This window comes from Acidilobus aceticus, assembly GCF_055392325.1.
This window is the reverse complement of sequence record NZ_AP042407.1, coordinates 507,790-522,904: the sequence shown is the minus strand read 5'-3', so window position 1 is coordinate 522,904 and position 15,115 is coordinate 507,790. Positions and strand designations below refer to the sequence as shown.

20 protein-coding genes and 1 tRNA gene are annotated in these 15,115 nt (G+C 53.4%); 5 read left to right on the top strand and 16 right to left on the bottom strand.

Going from position 1 to position 15,115, the window contains the following annotated elements:
• Positions 1-48 precede the first annotated feature (48 nt).
• Together ACZ5OO_RS02835 and ACZ5OO_RS02830 are read right to left on the bottom strand one after the other, a co-directional pair.
• Entirely contained in the window at positions 49-774 is a 726-nt protein-coding gene (locus tag ACZ5OO_RS02835) for a TrmB family transcriptional regulator (protein ID WP_013267158.1), read from the bottom strand.
• Positions 775-912: 138 nt separating this feature from the next.
• Complete coding sequence (locus tag ACZ5OO_RS02830; RefSeq protein WP_013267157.1) at positions 913-1,593, bottom strand: Snf7 family protein; 681 nt, start codon at positions 1,591-1,593, stop codon at positions 913-915.
• 123 nt (positions 1,594-1,716) lie between these two features.
• Between ACZ5OO_RS02830 and ACZ5OO_RS02825 the strand changes: the two genes are divergently transcribed.
• Positions 1,717-2,436 (top strand): CdvA-like protein, encoded by a 720-nt coding sequence (locus ACZ5OO_RS02825; protein WP_013267156.1) that lies wholly within the window; start codon positions 1,717-1,719, stop codon positions 2,434-2,436.
• Between the two features lie 74 nt (positions 2,437-2,510).
• Positions 2,511-2,598, top strand: a tRNA-Leu gene (locus tag ACZ5OO_RS02820).
• Positions 2,599-2,645: 47 nt separating this feature from the next.
• Here ACZ5OO_RS02820 and ACZ5OO_RS02815 read toward each other — a convergent pair.
• The 4 genes from ACZ5OO_RS02815 to glyA all read right to left on the bottom strand — a co-directional run bounded on the left by ACZ5OO_RS02815 (position 2,646) and on the right by glyA (position 6,360).
• The gene (locus tag ACZ5OO_RS02815) at positions 2,646-2,903 is read right to left on the bottom strand and encodes a hypothetical protein (protein ID WP_048812868.1); all 258 of its coding nucleotides are present in this window, start codon (positions 2,901-2,903) and stop codon (positions 2,646-2,648) included.
• 15 nt (positions 2,904-2,918) lie between these two features.
• Entirely contained in the window at positions 2,919-3,893 is a 975-nt protein-coding gene (locus ACZ5OO_RS02810; protein WP_013267154.1) for an oligopeptide/dipeptide ABC transporter ATP-binding protein, read from the bottom strand.
• Between the two features lie 12 nt (positions 3,894-3,905).
• Positions 3,906-4,847 (bottom strand): ABC transporter ATP-binding protein, encoded by a 942-nt coding sequence (locus ACZ5OO_RS02805; protein WP_013267153.1) that lies wholly within the window; start codon positions 4,845-4,847, stop codon positions 3,906-3,908.
• Between the two features lie 211 nt (positions 4,848-5,058).
• Positions 5,059-6,360: a serine hydroxymethyltransferase gene (glyA, locus tag ACZ5OO_RS02800; protein ID WP_013267152.1), complete on the bottom strand. Its 1,302-nt coding sequence runs from the start codon at positions 6,358-6,360 to the stop codon at positions 5,059-5,061.
• A gap of 315 nt (positions 6,361-6,675) precedes the next feature.
• On the opposite strand from glyA, the gene ACZ5OO_RS02795 reads away from it, so the two are divergent.
• Positions 6,676-7,002 carry a PIN domain-containing protein gene (locus ACZ5OO_RS02795; protein WP_013267151.1) on the top strand — a complete coding sequence of 109 codons (327 nt, stop codon included), beginning with the start codon at positions 6,676-6,678 and terminating at the stop codon, positions 7,000-7,002.
• Positions 7,003-7,117: 115 nt separating this feature from the next.
• On the opposite strand, the gene ACZ5OO_RS02790 is transcribed toward ACZ5OO_RS02795, so the two are convergent.
• On the bottom strand, positions 7,118-7,666 hold the full coding sequence (locus ACZ5OO_RS02790) for a 50S ribosomal protein L16 (RefSeq protein WP_013267150.1): 549 nt from the start codon (positions 7,664-7,666) through the stop codon (positions 7,118-7,120).
• Positions 7,667-7,743: 77 nt separating this feature from the next.
• Between ACZ5OO_RS02790 and ACZ5OO_RS02785 the strand changes: the two genes are divergently transcribed.
• Both ACZ5OO_RS02785 and ACZ5OO_RS02780 read left to right on the top strand, forming a co-directional pair.
• A complete protein-coding gene (locus ACZ5OO_RS02785) occupies positions 7,744-8,769 on the top strand; it encodes an acyl-CoA dehydrogenase family protein (RefSeq protein WP_464078420.1) in 1,026 nt (341 codons plus the stop codon).
• A 128-nt stretch (positions 8,770-8,897) separates the two neighbouring features.
• Complete coding sequence (locus tag ACZ5OO_RS02780; RefSeq protein WP_013267148.1) at positions 8,898-9,224, top strand: helix-turn-helix domain-containing protein; 327 nt, start codon at positions 8,898-8,900, stop codon at positions 9,222-9,224.
• Here the strand turns inward: ACZ5OO_RS02780 and ACZ5OO_RS02775 are convergent.
• From ACZ5OO_RS02775 to ACZ5OO_RS02735, 9 genes are all read right to left on the bottom strand, one after another.
• Positions 9,208-9,885 (bottom strand): triose-phosphate isomerase, encoded by a 678-nt coding sequence (locus tag ACZ5OO_RS02775; RefSeq protein ID WP_013267147.1) that lies wholly within the window; start codon positions 9,883-9,885, stop codon positions 9,208-9,210. The genes ACZ5OO_RS02780 and ACZ5OO_RS02775 overlap by 17 nt on opposite strands.
• An 80-nt stretch (positions 9,886-9,965) precedes the next feature.
• Positions 9,966-11,129 carry a fructose-1,6-bisphosphate aldolase/phosphatase gene (gene fbp / locus ACZ5OO_RS02770; RefSeq protein ID WP_048812866.1) on the bottom strand — a complete coding sequence of 388 codons (1,164 nt, stop codon included), beginning with the start codon at positions 11,127-11,129 and terminating at the stop codon, positions 9,966-9,968.
• A gap of 114 nt (positions 11,130-11,243) precedes the next feature.
• A complete protein-coding gene (locus ACZ5OO_RS02765) occupies positions 11,244-11,747 on the bottom strand; it encodes a CDP-2,3-bis-(O-geranylgeranyl)-sn-glycerol synthase (RefSeq protein ID WP_013267145.1) in 504 nt (167 codons plus the stop codon).
• Positions 11,735-12,334 carry a DEAD/DEAH box helicase family protein gene (locus tag ACZ5OO_RS02760; RefSeq protein ID WP_013267144.1) on the bottom strand — a complete coding sequence of 200 codons (600 nt, stop codon included), beginning with the start codon at positions 12,332-12,334 and terminating at the stop codon, positions 11,735-11,737. Before ACZ5OO_RS02760 ends, ACZ5OO_RS02765 begins: the two co-directional genes overlap by 13 nt.
• Positions 12,331-12,831 carry an uL15 family ribosomal protein gene (locus tag ACZ5OO_RS02755; protein ID WP_013267143.1) on the bottom strand — a complete coding sequence of 167 codons (501 nt, stop codon included), beginning with the start codon at positions 12,829-12,831 and terminating at the stop codon, positions 12,331-12,333. Before ACZ5OO_RS02755 ends, ACZ5OO_RS02760 begins: the two co-directional genes overlap by 4 nt.
• Positions 12,832-12,883: 52 nt before the next feature.
• Positions 12,884-13,357, bottom strand: coding sequence for a 50S ribosomal protein L30 (locus tag ACZ5OO_RS02750; RefSeq protein WP_013267142.1), 474 nt, complete (start codon positions 13,355-13,357; stop codon positions 12,884-12,886).
• A gap of 6 nt (positions 13,358-13,363) precedes the next feature.
• Entirely contained in the window at positions 13,364-14,017 is a 654-nt protein-coding gene (locus ACZ5OO_RS02745) for a 30S ribosomal protein S5 (protein ID WP_048812865.1), read from the bottom strand.
• Positions 14,014-14,652, bottom strand: a complete 639-nt coding sequence (locus tag ACZ5OO_RS02740; protein WP_013267140.1) for a 50S ribosomal protein L18 — start codon at positions 14,650-14,652, stop codon at positions 14,014-14,016. The genes ACZ5OO_RS02745 and ACZ5OO_RS02740 overlap by 4 nt, the downstream gene beginning before the upstream one ends.
• A complete protein-coding gene (locus ACZ5OO_RS02735) occupies positions 14,649-15,113 on the bottom strand; it encodes a 50S ribosomal protein L19e (RefSeq protein ID WP_048813027.1) in 465 nt (154 codons plus the stop codon). The genes ACZ5OO_RS02740 and ACZ5OO_RS02735 overlap by 4 nt, the downstream gene beginning before the upstream one ends.
• Between the last annotated feature and the right edge of the window lie 2 nt (positions 15,114-15,115).

The following is a 15,115-nucleotide window of genomic DNA, read 5'->3' as shown; positions in this document are numbered from 1 at the left end:
AGCACAGCCACTCGCTGATTTAAATGATATACGTCAAGTAATCACTACTTACTGGGCTATTTGCCAGAGAGCTGAGAGGGCTTTGAATGAAGTGTTGGCCTGCACAGGGTCGTTGACCAGAAGGCTCATAGGTTCATCGTTTGCAGGATCCTTAACTATAACCATCAGTGATGACTTTGAGGCCACTGAGTCAACATATAGCGAGGCCACGTTACCCTTCAGCTTGACCCCAGGCGACTGAGGAAGCTGGGGCACAAAGCTTGCGAGAACCCTGACGTCAGAAACGTAAGCGGCAAGGGAGCTGACAAGCTTGCCCAGGTAGTCGCCATTTGCCAGCACGTAGACTGCAGTGACATAGACCACTGAGGAAGTTCTGAAGTAATCAACGGCAGCGCTTATCACGTTAAGAAGGCCCCTGACCACGGTTGCTGGGGGAGATGAAAGTCTTTTGTCAAACCTCTCCAGCATCTTAACCGCGCTCTCTACGTCCTTTACCCTTCTCCTCATTTCCTCCTCTATCCTTATAATGCTCATTGCGGCCAATGACTGAGGACTTATGGCCTTGTACCAGCCGCTTGGATCACGGTAAACCATGCCCTTAGATTCAAGGACCCTTATAACGTCGTATATCCTGGGGAGCGGCACCCCGCTTATTGCGCTCGCCTCCTTTGGGTCCTTGGCCCCTTGAAGGAGAGCTACATAAAGCTTTGCCTCGTAGAGCGTTAGGTCCAGGGCCCTCCTGAGCGTCTCTATTATATTGTCCTCACTGCTCAATCCTTGCTCTGCCCTTTATTTGATGCGACCAAAGACCTAATATCTGCTACTCCTGCAAAGAATTTGAACCACTGAACTATAACTAACAAACTTAAGGTGTAATTAAAATAACCTTGTGAAACTGAGGCCGGTGGGGCCTCACTTTGAGGCCCCGGCCGTTGCGCTCCCCTGCTGGCCCGTAGAGGTTGGGGCTCCCTCCACGGAGGGCAGCTCTGGGAACTCCTGCTTCATCCTCTGCTCTGCGACTATGCTTGCCTCCTTCAGTATCTTCTGCGCCTCCTCGGTCACGAACTCGTTGTCAAGCATTGGCACAGCTCCGCTTGTGTACTGCGTTACTGCTGTCTGCAGCTCCTCGTCTATGTCCATCAGGTCGGTGAACACGTCAGGCATGGTGCCTCTGAGGTACCCGGCCACCTGCTTCAGCGCTACTATTGCAGGCGCCAGGTCGGCGTTAACGTCACCCATTATCAGCGTCGTGTCAAGCCTCAGCTTGACCTTCTCGAGAGCGTACCTGACGGTCATTATTACCTTAGTCATTCTCCTTACCTCTGCGACCTCGTTGGCATACATGGCAGCCCTGCTCCTGTCGCCCTCAGTGAGGCTGTTGACCACCTTCTCAAAGAGCTGCCTGTCGTAAGCCTGCAGCTTGCTGAGAGTGTAGTCCAGCTTGTTCATCTGCGTGGCTACCCTGTAGCTCGCTATCATTATCTGCCTCTTCAGGGGCGGGGGTGGAGATATGAAGTTCTTAACCTTCTCAGCTATCGTGTCCCTCTTCGGCTCCTCGCTCCACCTCTTGGGCCAGCTCTCTATCCCGCTCACTTCTTATCACCGGGATTTGCTCCAGACGCGCCTTTGACTACATAGGCTTAAAGGGGGACAGCCAAAGTTAAGCGGGCTTCTGCGTTTTATATACGGCCCAGCTAGGACCCATTGGTGCAGCGAATGCCCGCAATTAAGGTTGACGAGATCTCTAAGTTCATAGGTTCTGAAGTGTTTGATGACTTCGGCAGGAGCCTCGGCACGCTCATAGCTGTGGAGAGCGACATAGACGGCAAGGTGTCGTCTATAATAGTTAAGTCCGAGGACCTGTCACTTGATGTCATAGAGGGCGAGAGAGTTAAGGTTAGTGACGACAAGGTAACGGTGACTCCTGAGTGGAAGTTTGAGATACTGCAGGTGATAGAGAATCTTGACAGGGCCTACAAGAGGAGAAAGGCCATCGAGAACATAAGTAGCAGGAACGACCTTCCAGCTGTAGTAGTAGAGCCCATGAAGAGAAAGCTTGAAGATGAGATAAAGGCGCTCAAACTAAAGGCTGACGAGGTCAAGAAGGTCGTAAACTCAAGAATAGGTGAGATAGATGACGAAAGCCTCAAAGTTGCCAGGGCCATAGCAACTATAGGGATCTCCTACTTCAGCGGGGAGATAAGCGAGAGAGGCTACACGCAGAGCATGAACCACCTCAGGAAGCTTCAGGACAGCCTAAGCGAGGAAAAGAAGGCTGCCAAGGACCTGTTGGACAAGCTGGATAAGGTAGTGCAACTGGCCAGCGAGGGCGAGGTTCAGAAAGCTGTACAGCCTCAGCCTTCGACGACCACCCAAAGCCCGGTAGCCGCGGGCCCCAACGCACAACAAACTATGGTAGTTAAGATAGAGGCCTAAACTGTGGGCCAGCTTAGCGAGCCTCTGTCCAGAGTAAGGCCTTATTTCCACTCACACTTACAGCTTCTTATGGTGCGGGGGTGCCCGAGCCTGGCCAAAGGGGGCGGGCCCAAGACCCGTTGGCGTAGGCCTGCGTGGGTTCGAAGCCCACCCCCCGCACCATAGGCGCTAATTATAGGTCCATTGAAAGGAAAGGAGCTGCGATCTTTTCACTCAGCTCCCTGCTCCTCATCGGATTCGCCGTTGCGCCTCTTGACGCTGCCCTTCCCTTTCTTGTATTCGCCGCTGATCACGTCCCTTAAGAACTCTGCAAGGCCCCTGAAGAGTATCATGGCGCCTGCCAAGGCTATAGCGAACGCCAATACCTCCAACGGAAGGCTCGTATACCTTATGGCTATTATTGTAAGAATATAAGTTAGGCCCATCATTATCGTCCCAACGATGAGGAACCTGAAGTAGATTCTCAACAAAAGCCCCCCGATCTAGTAGAGATAACACGCTACAAAGTGGCCAGGCTCCACCTCCTTAAGCGCCGGCTCCTCCGCCCTGCACCTGTCCATTACGAAGGGACACCTGGGGTGGAACCTGCAGCCGCTCTTAGGCACTACCAGCTCTAGTTCTCTGACATTAACTTTTATCATCTTATCCCTTAGGCTTGGGTCCAGTCTTGGATATGCCTGAAGCAGGGCCTGAGTATATGGATGAAGTGGATTCTCGATCACCTTCTTGGTCGGGCCTATCTCGACTATCTTGCCTAGATACATTATGGCTATCCTGTGCGAGATAACCTTCGCTATTGGGAGCTCGTGAGTTATGAACAGTATAGATATGCCCCTCTCGGCGTTTATCTTTCTCAGATCGTCAACTATGAGCCCCTTGAGCGAGGCGTCTAACATGGTCACGGGCTCGTCAGCAACCAGGTACTCAGGATTTAACATGAGGGCCCTGGCTATAGCCACCCTCTGCCTCTGGCCCCCGCTGAGCTGGAACACGAAGTTCGACAGGAGATCATACGGAAGCCCTACCTCGTCAAAAGCCTTATGAATTATCTCAGTGGCCTCGGCCGGATCCTTAACGCCAGCATAGTAAAGGGGTTGCCTTAAAGCGTCATATACCTTCATGTAGGGGTCTATTGACGAGAAGGGGTCCTGATAAACCATCTGAAGCTTCCTCCTGATATCCTTATTTATCTTCTTAGGAGTTATCTCGTGCGGCGTCCCCTTACTATCATAGTATATAACCTGCCCTGACGTGGGAGCCTGAAGTCCTATCGTAGTCCTGCCGAGGGTTGTCTTGCCGCTGCCGCTCTCACCCACAAGCCCGAGTATCTCGCCCTTGCGTATCTGTATAGTTACGTCGTCTACAGCCTTAACAAAGGACTTCTTGCTGAAGAGGCCCCCCTTCTGGAAGTACACCTTGAGGTTGCGGGTCTCTATTAAGATCTCATTTGACACCATCTGCGTCACCTCTCAATAAAGCCAGCACGCGACGTCATTCTCGCCCACCCTCCTCAGCTTCGGCTCCTCCGCCCTGCACCTGTCCATTACGAAGGGACACCTGGTGCTGAACCTGCAGCCAGGCGGAAGCCTGGCCAGGTCTGGCATTGAGCCCGGTATGCCCTTGACGTAGTCTTTACTTAGGTCGGGGACCGACTCCATAAGGAGCTTAGTGTATGGGTGCTTTGCGTTCTTGACTATGTTTTCAGTGCTTGCGTGCTCAACTATCCGGCCGGCGTACATCACGTAAATTCTGTCTGCCAGCATTGACATAAGCGCCAGGTCGTGCGTTATGAACAGTATTGAAAGGTTGAGCTCCTTCTTCAGCTGCTTGAGCAGGTTTATTATATGGGTCTGAGTAATAACGTCGAGAGCCGTAGTAGGCTCGTCAGCCAGCAACACCTTTGGGTTGAGCGCTAGGGCCATAGCTATGAAAGCCCTCTGCCGCTGCCCTCCGCTGAGCTCGTGCGGATACCTGTCGGCTATTGAGGGGTCCAGGTTCACCATTTTCATGAGCTCATTGACCCGCTGGTCGGGATCCCCCGTATAGCCATGAACCTCCAGAACCTCCTTGATCTGATCCCTTATCCTATAGACAGGCGTGAAGCCATTCATCGAGCCCTGGAAGACCATGGCTATCCTCTTCCACCTGTACTCCGAGTTAAAGACCTTCTCAGGCAGGTGCAGGATCTCGTTACCCTCGAAGTACACATTACCTCCTTCTATAAATCCTGGGGGCATTATGAGCCTCATTATTCCCAGGGCCAGGGTGCTCTTGCCGCTGCCGCTCTCCCCCGCCACGCCTATTATTTCGCCTTCATTCAGCTCAAGGCTCACTTCATCCACTGCTCTTACATAGCCCCTTGGCATGTGGAAGTATATCTTCAGGTTCTCCACCTTAAGTAGAGGCGGCATGCAATTTCCCTTCCTTCTTGGGGCCTTTTTACAGCTACAGGTCTGAACTTTAAATTATTATGCTAAGTGATCCTGTTCTTACCATAAGCACCTGCAGAGCCGCCTAAAACAGACTCGAGTTTGATCAACGCTTGCCTAAGGCTTTAACTTCAGTATATTATTCTAATACAAAATTGTATACTATTATCTGCGTGAGCTTAAGGCGGGAGGCTCACTCCAAGAGCTTTATAGCATCCGCATAAGTTATACCCTGCAGATCATCAAGCGTGTAGGCATAGTGCACCTTGGTGAACTGCGACCTGAACTGCTTAACCTCTTCCCTTACCTTAGCTGGATCCTCGCCTTTGATCGCTACCCTCTCCATGAAGTCCGCTATCACTTCCATCTCTGGCTCCTTCATGCCAAACCTAGTCATTTCCTGAACTCCTATCCTCAGCCCGCTTGGATTCCTTACGGCCTCGGGCGGGTCGTGCGGGAGGAGGTTCTTGTTAAGTATTATGTTGGCCTGCTCCAGCTCAGCGGCTACCTTAGCTCCGCCCCCCTGCTTTGAGACGTCAACCAGAACCTGGTGGCTCATAGTATAACCCATAGACTCCCCAAGGACTGTGAACCCCCTCTCAGCAAGGGCCTCGGCCAGTTTCTTTGCGTTCTTAGTTATCTGCTCAGCGTAGTTATGGCCATACTCCTTCATTTCCAGGGCTACAACTGCAGTGGCAGGTATCCTGTGCAGGTGGTGGCTGCTCACAAACCATGGGAATATGGTCTTCCCAACCTCCTTGTACGTGGCCTCGTCCGAGAAGAATATGACGCCTCCCTGGGGCCCTGGGAACGTCTTGTGCGTCGACGCTGTGATAACGTCAGCGCCGTGCTTAAGCGGATTCTCCCACGCCTTACCTACTATAAGTCCGAGTACGTGCGCTGCATCGTAGACAAGTTTGCCGCCAACCGAGTGCACGGCTTCCGCTATTTCCTTAACTGGGTGCGGGAAAAGGTAGACGCTTCCTCCCAGGACGGCGAACTTGGGCTTCACCTGCTCTATTACTTTAACGGCCTTGTCTACATCTACGTTCATTCTTTCCTCGTCATAGGGCAGCTCCACCTGCTTGATGCCAAGGGCCCCCAGCGTGCCAAACTTAGTGTGGCTCACGTGGGCGCCCGCCTGGACAGGAGCTATGACGGCCTGCTCGCCCGGAGCGGCGAGCGCCCTGAAAACTGCAGCGTTAGCTATGGTGCCGCTTATGGGCCTCAAGTCAACCATGTCTGTGTCGAGCAGCTCGCCCATGAGCTTGTCAGCAAGGACCTCAAGCTCGTCTATATACTTGGTGCCCTGGTAGTGCCTCTTGAAGGGTTTGCCCTCCGCATACCTGTGCATAAAGTCATTAATGTAAACGGCCATAGCCGCGGGGCTCATGACGTTCTCGCTTGCTATGAGGTTTATGGTCTCCTTTAGCCTCCACACGTTTTGAGAGTTCGTCAACTCAAAAATCTTGACAAAGGTGTCCCTGTCTATCAACCTTCCCACTCACAGGTGAGCTGTCGCCGCGAGTTATTATGCCTGTCAATATCCCACCTCTAGGTGGCTCCCAATGCGCAGGTAGGTTGCAATGAAACAAATATTGAGATAACGTTTAAGCCCCAAATGAGGCTTTGCTGTTTTGATTAAAAGTATACCATACTATTAAAGCATCAGCTTAGCTTGGTAGTTATATTTTACGTTTTAGTTTACTTCATCAAGAAGCGCCGGATTACGAACCCTAATATAATAAATATGCCCTATGACAAGTATTCCGGTTGGAGCATAGGATTTCCGCTTACCCGGGTGTCTGGAATGCTCAACCTGATAGTTAATGAGACGCCGTGGGACGATGAAATGGTAGTGAAGGCCGCCTTTGATGCCGCTGAGGTGTTGAGGAGGGAGTACTCACTTATGGTCTTCGTGGAGATAAACAGCCATTTAACCGCGCCTATCCAGACAACCGAAGACCCAACCGTGGTGATAGGCGATAAAGAGATAAGGGTTGATCCGCTCAAGTCGTATGGGGAGCTCGTAGAGGAGATAATTCAGGCTGTCATAGAGAACGCAGCGCTGGGCGACTCTGGCCGCTCAGAGCTTGTCCTTGTCGGCACCCAGCAGCATCCCTCAGTAGCAGCTTAGCGACTTTTGGTAAACCTGGCTGGCGTGCTAATAATAGTGTTGCTGTGATTGCGCTGTTAAAAGAGATTGAAGACGTCCATAATTACATGAACCAAGAGAACTTGGCCATTAGGGCCTAAGCTGCCTTGGAGGGTTCCTGGCTAGGCCCCTGGCCTCTAATCTCCCTTATCACGATGCGGGTCCTATGAGGTATCTTAGAGGCTGCCCTCCTGAGAGCTTCCTTTATCTTGTCTAGGTCTGATGCTCTGCCGAACACATCAATTATTGCATCGCCTATATCAACGACGGCAGCCACGCCGACGGGAGTTCCAAACGAGAGTCTCATGCCATCCTGGAGCCTGTCGGCGCCCGCAAAAGCCATCATCTTGTTCTCCCTTATAACCTGGTGTGGATAGGTCCTCACCACGAGGAAATAGTTCGGGTCCCCTACGGTCGTTGAAAGGTACTTAGAGGCCATTAACCTTGCGGACTCCAGCGCGTTAGACCTTATCTGGCCTCTCTCGAGCGAGATAAGCTGAACCCTCACCTCGTAGTTGCCCTGGACTGCCGGACTTCCAGCAGTGAACTTCGAGATCTTTGGCTGTGGAGCCCCATGTATATACTCTTTCCTAGTATAAGGCTGGCTAGTTATATGGGAATAGCAGCGGCCAGGCCTCATGGGCATAGTGCTTCGCCCTCCAGATAGCTTCCTTGGTTGGACTTTAAATATTAGTTTGAAGCCTGGTCTCATGGGTGTTTGACATGGCGTCAAAGGAGGAAGTGCTGAAAGTCCTTAATGAGCTGCTGCCTACCAAGGCAAAGGATATAGACGATAAGAACTTAGTTGACAAGGACGTCATAGATAGGCTTTCTTCGGCTGGAGCATTCAATGCAGTATCCCTTGGCATGAGGTCCGTATACGAGGTCGTGAGGGAGGCCTCTAAGTGGAGCCCGGCAGTGGCACACATAATAATGTCATCATCAACCGTCGCCCTCAGGTTTAAGGAGGAGGGCCACATATACTCAATCTGCATAACTGAGCCAGGGGGAGGCACCGACATAAAGGCTAACCTAAAGACCGTTGCCGAGGAGAAGGGCGACGAGGCTATTATTACTGGCGAAAAAGTCTTCGCTAGCAACGCGGCCTACGCGGACAGGTTCTTGGTACTTGCCAATGGCCCTAAGGGGCCAACTCTGTACATGGTCACAAGGGACCCCTCAGTTGAAGTTGAAGTCCATGACCTCTTCACGTTCAGGGGCGCCGGAGTCTCGAGGGTCAAGTTCAACAGCTCTCACGGCATCAGGATTGGAACCCCAGGCAAAGGCATTAGGGAGGCGCTCGAGACCGTTAACTACGAAAGGCTGGGATACGGCATGATAGGCCTTGGCATAAAGGAGGGGGCCCTCGAGGAGGCGGGTTCCAAGGCGTTGAGAAAGGTCATATTCGGCAAGGAACTGGGGGAGTTTCAGGGCGTAAGGTGGATGTTAGCTGACCTGGAGATCAGGTCAAGGGCCCTCGACGCCCTTATAAGGGACGCCATAGACAAGGCGGAGAAGGGAGGCCTAGATCCATACGATGCCGCTATGGCAAAGCTGCTCGGGGCTGAGGTTGCGCAAAAGGCGACGTGGACCGCAATACAGATAATGGGCGGAACCGGCTTCTCAAGAGGATCAAGGCTCGAGTGGCTCGCGAGGGACGCCAGGATGCTTGACATAGGCGCAGGGGCCAGGGAGGTGCTCTATGACTTCATAGGCGACCTGGCCGTCAAGAAGTACAGAGGGGCCTGAACCCAGGTTCTAAGTCTTAATATTTAAAAGAGAAAAATTAATAAGTTTCCTTTGAAAAGTGCGACACGGGACTAGAAGTGGAAGGTAAAACCTTAAAGTATCTGAAAGCCTTAATTCAGTGCGCCTCAGTGCCGGACCCCGAGGTCTCCGCACAAATAATAGAGGTCCTACTCGACCGCAAGGAGATAAGCGTCAGGGATATTACAAAAGAGCTGAACGTCAGCTACCCGCTCGTCCTGAGGGTAATCAACGATCTGACGGGCCTGGGAATAGTGACCACCAGCAAGCTCAAGATAGAGGGAAGGGGGAGGCCGAGAAAGCTGGTCAAACTTAACGTTAACAAGTTACTTGCGATGCTCGACGAGTGCAGGAAGAGCCTCGACGAGGTCGAGAAGCTGATAGAGTCCAAAGCGAAGGAAGTTGAAGGACCTCAAACAGTCATGCAACAGAGCTGAGCGCATCTACGAACTCGCTGAGCGCTTTGTCCGGATCCGCGGCCTTCATTACAGCGCTTGCCAGCAGTATGCCGCTGGCGCCGAGTTGCACTGCACGTACGACGTCCTCCCTATACGTGATCCCAGCGCCGGCCAGCACAGGTATATCGGCCACTGCCTTTACGGCCTTAACGCCCTCAGTGATAACTTCAGGCCTGGCCTTGGAAACTGAGACCCCAGTGCCTATGAGCTCTGGCGGCTCAATTGCTATGTAGGTTGGCCTCAAGTAAGCCAGCCCAGCGGCCTCGCCAGGCGTGTCGGCGCAGGCCATAGTTTCTATGCCGTCCTTGGACGCCGTTTCGACAACCTTAGCTACGTCCCTGTAGATCATCTTGTGTTCACTGTGATTTACTAGAATGCCCCTAACTCCAAGCAGCCTAGCTGCCTTAGCTGGCAGGTAGCCCGTGTAAGCCCCGTAGTCCACGGGATCTGCATGCTCAATGTAGACGTCGTCGTAAATTTGGAGCACCTTTGATGCAATCGCAGCAGGCACTATGAGAATAACCCGGACGTTGCCGTATCTTGAGGAGGCCTTTGACGCCTCCCTAGCTATCTCCAGCGACTTCTCATTAAATGCGGTCTCGTATGCCTTAAAATTTACGGCGAAGACCAGCCTAGGCATGCCCGGTCACAAGTTAGGAGCGGGCTCCCTTCCTAAAAAGGGCATGTAGATCTTCCAAGTCATGTTAGCGTGTCAGGCCGTCACTCCAGCAGGTCCTCATGCTTTACGATGGGCCTATATCCTAGGTCAAACGGCCTGAACCTGCCCTCAAGGCGCTTTAGTACGTCGGGCAGCGTTGTATATTCCATCTCTTCAGGACCTAGCCTGTGCGGCATGAAGGGGCCGTGCCTTCTCATGTAATCTGCGATCTCCGCTGCCTGCCTCCTGACCTCGTCAAAGGCCACATCATCAAAGAGGTCTGTTGGGCCCACAAGCCTGCCAGCTTTTATATTGAAGCCAAGTCCAAGTACCCTTGGAGGCCCGTCAAACCTTGTCATCTTAGCATCCTTAAGGCCAACTGGCATAAGTGGGCCGAAGTGGCTGCCGCGCATCCAGCCGGCCACCAGGTGAGGGAACGAGAAGGCCTCAAGCGCCTCCCCGAGCGCGGGGAAGCCTGACTGAAGCCTAACTATCATAACTGGGTCGTCCTTGCCTATATATTTGCCCGCTATTAGGTTAAGCCTCTCCGAGCTGACCACGGCCGCCGGCTCTCCATCTTTCCTATGGACGTACTTTATGACGTACCTTGACGTGGTGCCTATGAGTGCCAACAGGTCGTAGAGCTCCTCAGGCGTCGACAGGTCAACCGCCTTGCCCTCGTAAAGGTCTAGCACCGTGAACACAAAGCCGCTGTGCATCTTAGGGTCTATTACAAGCCCTGCGGTGTTAAACGGGTCAGCAAAGATCTTGTAGAGAGGCAGGTTAAAGGCGCTTGGCTCCGTCTTGTCAGCCATAAAAATAGCTACGGGCTCTGAAGGCCTCTCGTTAAACTCCAGCTCCGCGACCCCCGGCCCCAGCCCCCTGACGTTACCGCTGAAGGTGTCGCTTAGCAGGTCCTGGCCGGCAGCATATAGGCCCAGGTCCTTAGCCACGGACGTTGCCTCCTTAAATGCGCTCCACGCAAGCTCGTGAACCTGAGGATCATTAACGCCCCTGAAGTGCGTCATTATGAGCTGAATATCGTCGCCTATCGCGGTCACGTAAAAGTCCGCTATTATACCCTTCTTCTTGCCCTCGGCCAGGACCCTTGAGGCGGCAAGAAGGGTGTCTGGATGTGCTTTATGATGCCCAGCTATGCTTCCGATGTCGGCCTTTATCACGCTCAGGGTAGTCTTTGTTCCGCCAGACGACACTAGAATCCCCATGAATGCGGTGCGGGTCACCCTTATATTTCTATTTTTGAAACATGAGATCCATGATATCTAAAATTCCAAAAGTAACGTTGCCTGGCATTTCGCCAACTGCATGAGTTAATGCTGCTACCAGGGAACCGACTTAAGCCTCAACTTATAGGCGGCCCAGTTTGTCGCGCGGTGGAGCACGTATATTATGACGGCCCATATAAGCTCGGCATACACAGAAAACGTGACGCCGCCTATGTAGAGGAACAGCAGCGCGAAGATGTAAAAGCCCAGCTGGTCGAGGACTGGGGCTTCGGCCCCCCTTTCAAGTCCTGCTCTCCTCTTAATAAATGAGCCAAAGAGGTCGCCGCACATGGCGCCTGCTGAGGCCAGCGCGGCATAGGCTATGTGTTGAGGGCCCAGGAGCGGCCACTCTATGACCCCTACGAAGGTGCCGGAAGTTATGCCAGCCAGGAGGCCTCCCCAAGTCTTTCCATCGCCAAAAATCCTTCTGCCGTCAGGTAGCCTCTTTCCAAAGTCTATGGGTGGCGGCCCATGAAGCACAACTGGGGCTCCGTTGGCAACCATTGCTGGCGCTATATACTCTAATAACAGCAGCAGCGAAAATGTCAGGCCACCCATTCAACACCCTCCTTCTTCAGCTCAAATATGAGCGTGTTAATGAACGGCTTGATAAAGGTTAGAGCCACGCAGGGTCCCCTCTTACATGTTATCCTCTCTGTGTAAGCTATGGCGTCAGCCCACGGCAGGACCCACCTCCCGAGGGACATCTCGAACTCGCCGCCCTCCACATCGGCTATCTGGCCTACTGCGAAGCCCCCTACCTGCCTTAGTACTGCCGAGACGAAAGAGAGCAGCCTGAGAGGGTAGTCCCCCTGCAGCGATCTGAAGGGCCAGTTTATGGAGTCTACTATTATCTTCACGCCCTCGGATGCGGCCTTGACAACCTCGTTTACCAGCTGGTCAGCCGTTAATATTGTCATGTAGGGCACGCACGTCACTACGTTCCTTGCGTAGGACAGGGTGCCTGGCTCCGTGGCCAGAAGCCTCACGTTATGACCATCTGACATCAAGTGCCTGGCTACCTCGAAGGCTAACCTGGTTTTTCCAGTGCCAAAGGGGCCGTAAACCACTACAAACCTGCCAATATCAATAAGCTCAGAAAGCTCCCTGGGAAGAGGCGAGAGGGGCTTGCAGGGGCCGCTCACTGGCCCTCATTCTCCTCGCCGCCCTGCCCTTCTGAGCTCTCGCCCGCCTCCTCTGTAACTACTAGGCCACCCGCCTCCTTAACCTTCTGGACGGCCTTCTCACTTGCCATAGGCACTATTACCTTGACCTTGCTTGTCAGCTTTCCCCTTCCGAGCAGCTTCTCGTAGCCCATTGCCTTAAGGTCGACAACTACAAGCCCATCCTCTGTCTTGGCCTGGCCCTTAGCAGTTAGGCCGGCCACCAACCTCTCGAGGCCCTCCAAGTCTATAGTGTTGAGCTCGCCTCTGCTTGTAGGGTTCCTGAAGCCCCTTGTGCCAAACCAGTCCGGAGCATACTTGAGCATCCAGCTCTTCTTATGTTTGCCCATGCCAGCGGCTCCTCTGCCCCCCTTCTTGCCGGTCTTCCTGTGCTGCCCTATGCGGCCCCAGCCCATTGAGCGGGTCCTTCCCCTTAGCTTCCTCACCTTCTTACGGGCCCTTGGTATCGTCCAGGTCATGTTTGCTCAGCCCTCTACCACACTAAGGAAAGGGGATTAAAAAGCTAGGAGCTCAGAACATCCTGAGAACTAAGTCATTTATCTCCTTGCCGCGGTAGCCCAGCTCTCCAGCAGGGTACAGCTTCTTAACTGACCTCTTAAAGCCGCCGCTGGGCGGGTGAAGCCTGAAGAAGGGCTTAACTCCCACCTCATCCAGTTTATAGTACTTAATTTCATTGTTTGTAACCTTCTCTGCAAGCTCCCTTATGCCGCTGAGCTTGAGCCGCTCCTTGACCCACTCATCAGTTATCGGCTTATCCCCCACCAGCCTGCCCCTCTTTGCTATCAGGCTGGCCAGAACGTCTGGCGAGACCTCACCCCAAGTAATAGCTGGCTGGGCCCTCCTCAGCATCTCCTTTATGCCCTGCATGTCGTCAGGGTAAACTACAGCCGTAAATATCCTCCTCAGCCTCAGCTCATTAAGCGTTGCCCTGACCTCAGGCCTCTGGTCAGGCTCGCCCCTTATCCTTATAATAAGGTAGGCCACCTCCGCTCACCTCGTCCAGTCCTGGTAGGTGACCACCTTGTAGGTGTTACGGAGCGCCATGTATACAGCCCTTGCGAAGTTATACGTTGTCCTGGTCTCGCCGAACGTCTGAGACCACACGTCCCTGATGCCTGCCATTGAGAGCACTACCTTAGCTATGTTGCCGGCCACAAGGCCCGTGCCCTTGGGCGCTGGCTTGAGTATGACCTTCACGCTCCCGCTCTTGCCCTCTACAGTGAAGGGCACACTATGGGGCTCTCCGCACGTGCACTCCCAGCTGCCACAGCCTCTCCTAACCGGCGTTATGTTAAGCTTGGCATTCCTGACAGCCTTGTCTAGGGCCTCCCTGAGCTGTCTGGCCTTCCCCTTTCCTATACCAACGTAGCCATCCCTGTTGCCTACTACAACTACCACCCTGAACCTCGTGACCCTTCCAGCGTCGGTCATCTTCTGGACGTGGGATATGTCTAGCACCTCTGTCTGCAGGTTTGGCAGTAGGACATCAACTATCTCCGGCTCCAATATGGGCAGGTTTCTCCTGAATATCTCGTCTATGGACGCTATTTTGCCCTCCTTGACCAGCTGGCCCACCTTAGTCTTCGGCACCCACTCCTCAGCCTGAGGAGCGCTCGGGCCTGGCGCACTCGTCTGCTTGCTCACTTCTCCATCACCGCCTGCTCAGCTCCTCCGGCAGCCTCCAGGACAGTCTTGTAGGCCTTCTTTATATTTTCTAGGACTTCATCGAAGTTCTTCGGTATCTCCTCAGGTGGCAGCCTGGTCAGCTGTGCCGAGAAGAGCCTCTTGTACTTCTCTGGGTCGTTCTTGCTCAGCTCAGCAGCATATGATGCCACGTGCTCACACCTTATTCTCTCCTCTGAGGGTAGAACTTCGTCGCTGTGCGGCACATGCACGCCAGCGTCCAGAGCGCCCTTAAGGGCGGCGAATACCCTGCCTCCTAGCGTTGGCCTGTGAAGGCCTATGTCCAGCACGGCCTCCTTAACGCCCTTCTCCAGGGCCCTTGCTGCGGCGAGGAAACCTGTCAAGTAAGCGGCGCACTCGCTCTTGCCACTGCCCTTCCAGCCATAAAGCTTGGTTAGCTCCCTTGAATGCGCCGCCGCTATGACACGGTCCCCTTTAAGGTCAAACTGAATGAACTGCACCCATATGTACTTATTTGATATCCTGACCACCATCCTTGGCTTCCTTGAACTGAGAAGCGCAAACCTCTTGTAGTAGTCGGTCTTGCCCTCCCTCCTTCTCCTAAGCGGGACCCTGTAATTAGGGCCTCCCTTCACTTAGCCCCACCTCCCTTAATCATACCAGCGGACTCGGCGTACCTCCTTAGGTCTGAGAGGCTTGCAAACCTGTTGCCCTTAATAAGCGTGTAGAGAGTCCTGTAGTCCTTCCTGCTCAGCATACCATGGTCCCTCAGCCACCTTATGTAAGCCCTCATCTTGCGGACCTTGTTGACCCACATGGTCTCTGGATCCCTGCGCGAGAACGCAGTTCCCTTCCTCTTTCCAGGGCCCCTTCTGTGGCCCTCGGACCTCTTCCCCTTCCTCTCAAGCCATCTATGGGCGTTTCCTTTGGCGGGGAGTACCTTTATAAGTCCCCTGCTTATCAGCGACCTGACGTCATCCTTTGTGACAGCTCCTTCTATATCCTCCCTGTCCTCGGGGTTTGGACTTATCCATATGCGGCTCTCGCCGACGCCCAGTATCTCAGCCGCCAGCCTCCTCTGAAGCCTGTAGTCCACGG

Excerpts from the sequence above, each read along its gene's own strand:
- ACZ5OO_RS02825 (WP_013267156.1), top strand. The coding sequence starts at position 1,717 with ATGCCCGCAATTAAGGTTGACGAGATCTCTAAGTTCATAGGTTCTGAA.
- ACZ5OO_RS02810 (WP_013267154.1), bottom strand. The coding sequence starts at position 3,893 with ATGGTGTCAAATGAGATCTTAATAGAGACCCGCAACCTCAAGGTGTAC.
- ACZ5OO_RS02805 (WP_013267153.1), bottom strand. The coding sequence starts at position 4,847 with ATGCCGCCTCTACTTAAGGTGGAGAACCTGAAGATATACTTCCACATG.
- ACZ5OO_RS02795 (WP_013267151.1), top strand. The coding sequence starts at position 6,676 with ATGCTCAACCTGATAGTTAATGAGACGCCGTGGGACGATGAAATGGTA.
- ACZ5OO_RS02790 (WP_013267150.1), bottom strand. The coding sequence starts at position 7,666 with ATGCCCATGAGGCCTGGCCGCTGCTATTCCCATATAACTAGCCAGCCT.
- ACZ5OO_RS02785 (WP_464078420.1), top strand. The coding sequence starts at position 7,744 with ATGGCGTCAAAGGAGGAAGTGCTGAAAGTCCTTAATGAGCTGCTGCCT.
- ACZ5OO_RS02775 (WP_013267147.1), bottom strand. The coding sequence starts at position 9,885 with ATGCCTAGGCTGGTCTTCGCCGTAAATTTTAAGGCATACGAGACCGCA.
- fbp (WP_048812866.1), bottom strand. The coding sequence starts at position 11,129 with ATGGGGATTCTAGTGTCGTCTGGCGGAACAAAGACTACCCTGAGCGTG.
- ACZ5OO_RS02765 (WP_013267145.1), bottom strand. The coding sequence starts at position 11,747 with ATGGGTGGCCTGACATTTTCGCTGCTGCTGTTATTAGAGTATATAGCG.
- ACZ5OO_RS02755 (WP_013267143.1), bottom strand. The coding sequence starts at position 12,831 with ATGACCTGGACGATACCAAGGGCCCGTAAGAAGGTGAGGAAGCTAAGG.